The sequence below is a fragment of the Rhodococcus sp. BS-15 genome, assembly GCF_000813105.1.
Taxonomy (GTDB): domain Bacteria; phylum Actinomycetota; class Actinomycetes; order Mycobacteriales; family Mycobacteriaceae; genus Rhodococcoides.
Genome location: NZ_BAOX01000473.1, coordinates 1 through 2381 on the forward strand (window position 1 = coordinate 1; position 2381 = coordinate 2381).

Annotated in this window: 3 protein-coding genes and 1 pseudogene; 2 read left to right on the forward strand and 2 right to left on the reverse strand. The window is 67.1% G+C overall.

All coding sequences use genetic code 11. The features are described 5' to 3' along the window. Positions 1 to 80: 80 nt before the first annotated feature. A complete protein-coding gene (locus tag RHBS_RS26990; RefSeq protein ID WP_237669815.1) occupies positions 81 to 911 on the reverse strand; it encodes a glutaminyl-peptide cyclotransferase in 831 nt (276 codons plus the stop codon). Then, on the reverse strand, positions 908 to 1123 hold the full coding sequence (locus tag RHBS_RS31255) for a hypothetical protein (protein WP_237669818.1): 216 nt from the start codon (positions 1121 to 1123) through the stop codon (positions 908 to 910). Before RHBS_RS31255 ends, RHBS_RS26990 begins: the two co-directional genes overlap by 4 nt. Between RHBS_RS31255 and RHBS_RS26995 the strand changes: the two are divergent. Together RHBS_RS26995 and RHBS_RS27000 are read left to right on the forward strand one after the other, a co-directional pair. Then, positions 1028 to 1932 (forward strand): annotated as a pseudogene (locus tag RHBS_RS26995) (DUF3027 domain-containing protein). The gene RHBS_RS31255 and the pseudogene RHBS_RS26995 overlap by 96 nt on opposite strands. Beyond that, a partial coding sequence (locus RHBS_RS27000; RefSeq protein WP_374700673.1) for a sacsin N-terminal ATP-binding-like domain-containing protein occupies positions 1929 to 2381 on the forward strand: 453 nt, incomplete at its 3' end. The pseudogene RHBS_RS26995 and the gene RHBS_RS27000, both read left to right, overlap by 4 nt.

The following is a 2381-nucleotide window of genomic DNA, read 5'->3' on the forward strand; positions in this document are numbered from 1 at the left end:
GAGCGGAGCCTGCGGAGTGATCCTGTTCTGAATCGTCCGCACCCGGTGGGGTGTGGGGGAGACGTGGATCGGTCACGGGGTCAATTCTGTCCTACCGGCGCGGTATCGGTGAATCGCACCTCGAAGATCTTGGGCCAGTATTTGCCGGTCACGAGGAACCGGTCGGTGCCGGGGATCTGCGCGATGCCGTTGAACACGTCGGCCCCGCCTCGTTCGGAGGCCGACATCGAATTCCACAGTGGGGTGCCGTCGATGACTGCGGTCACCGCGCCGGTGGCCGGGTCGATGCGCATGATGTCGAACGTCTGCCACACGTTGGCGTACACCGATCCGTCGTCGGCGCATTCGAGTTCGTTGAGCCGCTCGACCGGATTGCCGTCGAGGGTGACGTCGACGGTGTTCTCGGCATCGAACGACGTGGGGTCGCGGAAGGTGATGGTGGACGAGCCGTCGCTCATCACGAGGCGGTCGTCCGGCGTCTGCGTGCACAGCCCCCAGCCTTCGCCGTCGTAGTTCACCCGGCGTCGTTCGGCGAGGGTGTTCGGGTCTCGGGCTATTGCGACGCCGTCCTGCCAGGTGATCTGCCACAGGGTGTCGCCGTCGACGGTGATGCCTTCGCCGAACAGGTCGGCCGGCAGATCCACGCGATCGAGTTCGGTCATGTTCTCGAGCGATGTCCGCCTGACGAACGAGGAGCCTTCCAGTCCGGTGCCCTCGTAGAGCACGTCGCCGTCGATCTCGAAGCCCTGGGTGAATGCGTCGTTGCTCCGGTCGTATTCGCGCACGATCTCGGTGGTCAGTGTCGGAACCGAGTCGGACGTCACCGGGGTCGGCTGCGTCGTCGACGAGCAGGCGGACACAGCGAGCAGCGAGGTCGCGAGGGCAGCGCAGGTGCGAGCACGGACGGTCATTGCACCCATGATGGCAGCCCGAACTGGGCGTCACCGTGTCGATGCGGCAAACTGGATGTGTGAGTTTCGTATCTTCCCCAGAGCTCGATTCCATCCGCCCCGTCTTGGCCGATGCCGTGGACCTCGCGCGGCAGGCTCTGCTCGACCTGGGAGAGGGCGGTATCGGCGAGTACCTCGGGGTCACCGCCGAAGACTCCAGCGCGGCCACCCACCGGTTCGCCAGCGATCTCGAGGGGTACCGCGGATGGCAGTGGGCCGTCGTGGTCGCCGCACCGGAGGACGCGGACCACGCCACGGTCAGTGAGCTTGTTCTGCTTCCGGGCCCCGATGCTCTCGTGGCACCGACCTGGGTGCCCTGGGACGAGCGCATCCGTCCCGGCGACCTGGGACCCGGCGATCTGCTGTCTCCGCGCCAGGACGATCCGCGGCTCGTGCCGGGTACGTCGGATCCGGTGACCCTGCCATCGACGAGGTTGCGGGCGAGATCGGTCTCGGCCGAACCAAGGTCACCAGCCTCGAAGGACGCCTCGACGCCGCCCAGCGCTGGCACGACGGCGACTTCGGTCCCGATACCGAGATGGCCAAGGCGGCGCCGTCGACCTGCGGGCTGTGTGGTTTCTACCTCCCCCTCGCCGGTTCACTCTCCGTCGCATTCGGGGTGTGCGGCAACGAATTCGCGGCCGACGGACACGTGGTGCATGCCGAGTACGGCTGCGGAGCGCATTCCGACACCGAACTCCCCACCGGAGCAGGATCGCCGCAATTCGAGCCGTACGACGACGCTGCACTCGACGTCGTCGCATCGCCGGTGGCCCCGGTCGAGCCGGCTGCAGTTGCCGAGACAGCCGACAGCGTCGAGACCGTCGACACGACCGACACCGTCGAAACCACGGGAGAGGCCCCGGAAGAGTCGGGGGCTGCCGACATCGTTGCGGCCGACAACGCCGAACCTGCCGTAGATGATGCGTCGAACACCACCGATCTTGCTGCGCAGGAAGAAGCTTCGGCATCTCCGAGCTGATCGATCCGTTCGATACCGGGTCGTTGCGGGAGTCGATTCTCGCGGCGTGGGGCTCTTCTCCCACCCGGCTTCGGGAGGATTCGGCGTCCGAGTCCGATCTGGTGCGCGGGGGCTACCGCGATCGTCTGCTCACCGAGTTGGCGCAGAACGCAGCCGACGCCGCTCAGCGAGCCGGGGTCCCGGGTCGGCTGGCCGTGTGGACCGATGAGTTCGGTGCTCTGCATGTTGCCAATACCGGTGCAGCGCTGGATATCTCCGGTGTGCACGCGTTGACCGCCTTGAGGGCGTCGGGCAAGACTGCTGCGGGTTCGGGCGTCGGACAGTTTGGAGTCGGGTTCACCGCCGTGCGTTCGGTATCCGACGAGATCGAGGTGCGATCCCGCGGCGTCGGCGTGGCGTTCAGCGCGCGGCGCACGCTCGAGGCGCTGCGTGAGCGAGACATGCGCGCG

Coding starts and splice junctions, on each gene's coding strand:
- RHBS_RS26990 (WP_237669815.1), bottom strand. CDS start 911: ATGACCGTCCGTGCTCGCACCTGCGCTGCCCTCGCGACCTCGCTGCTC.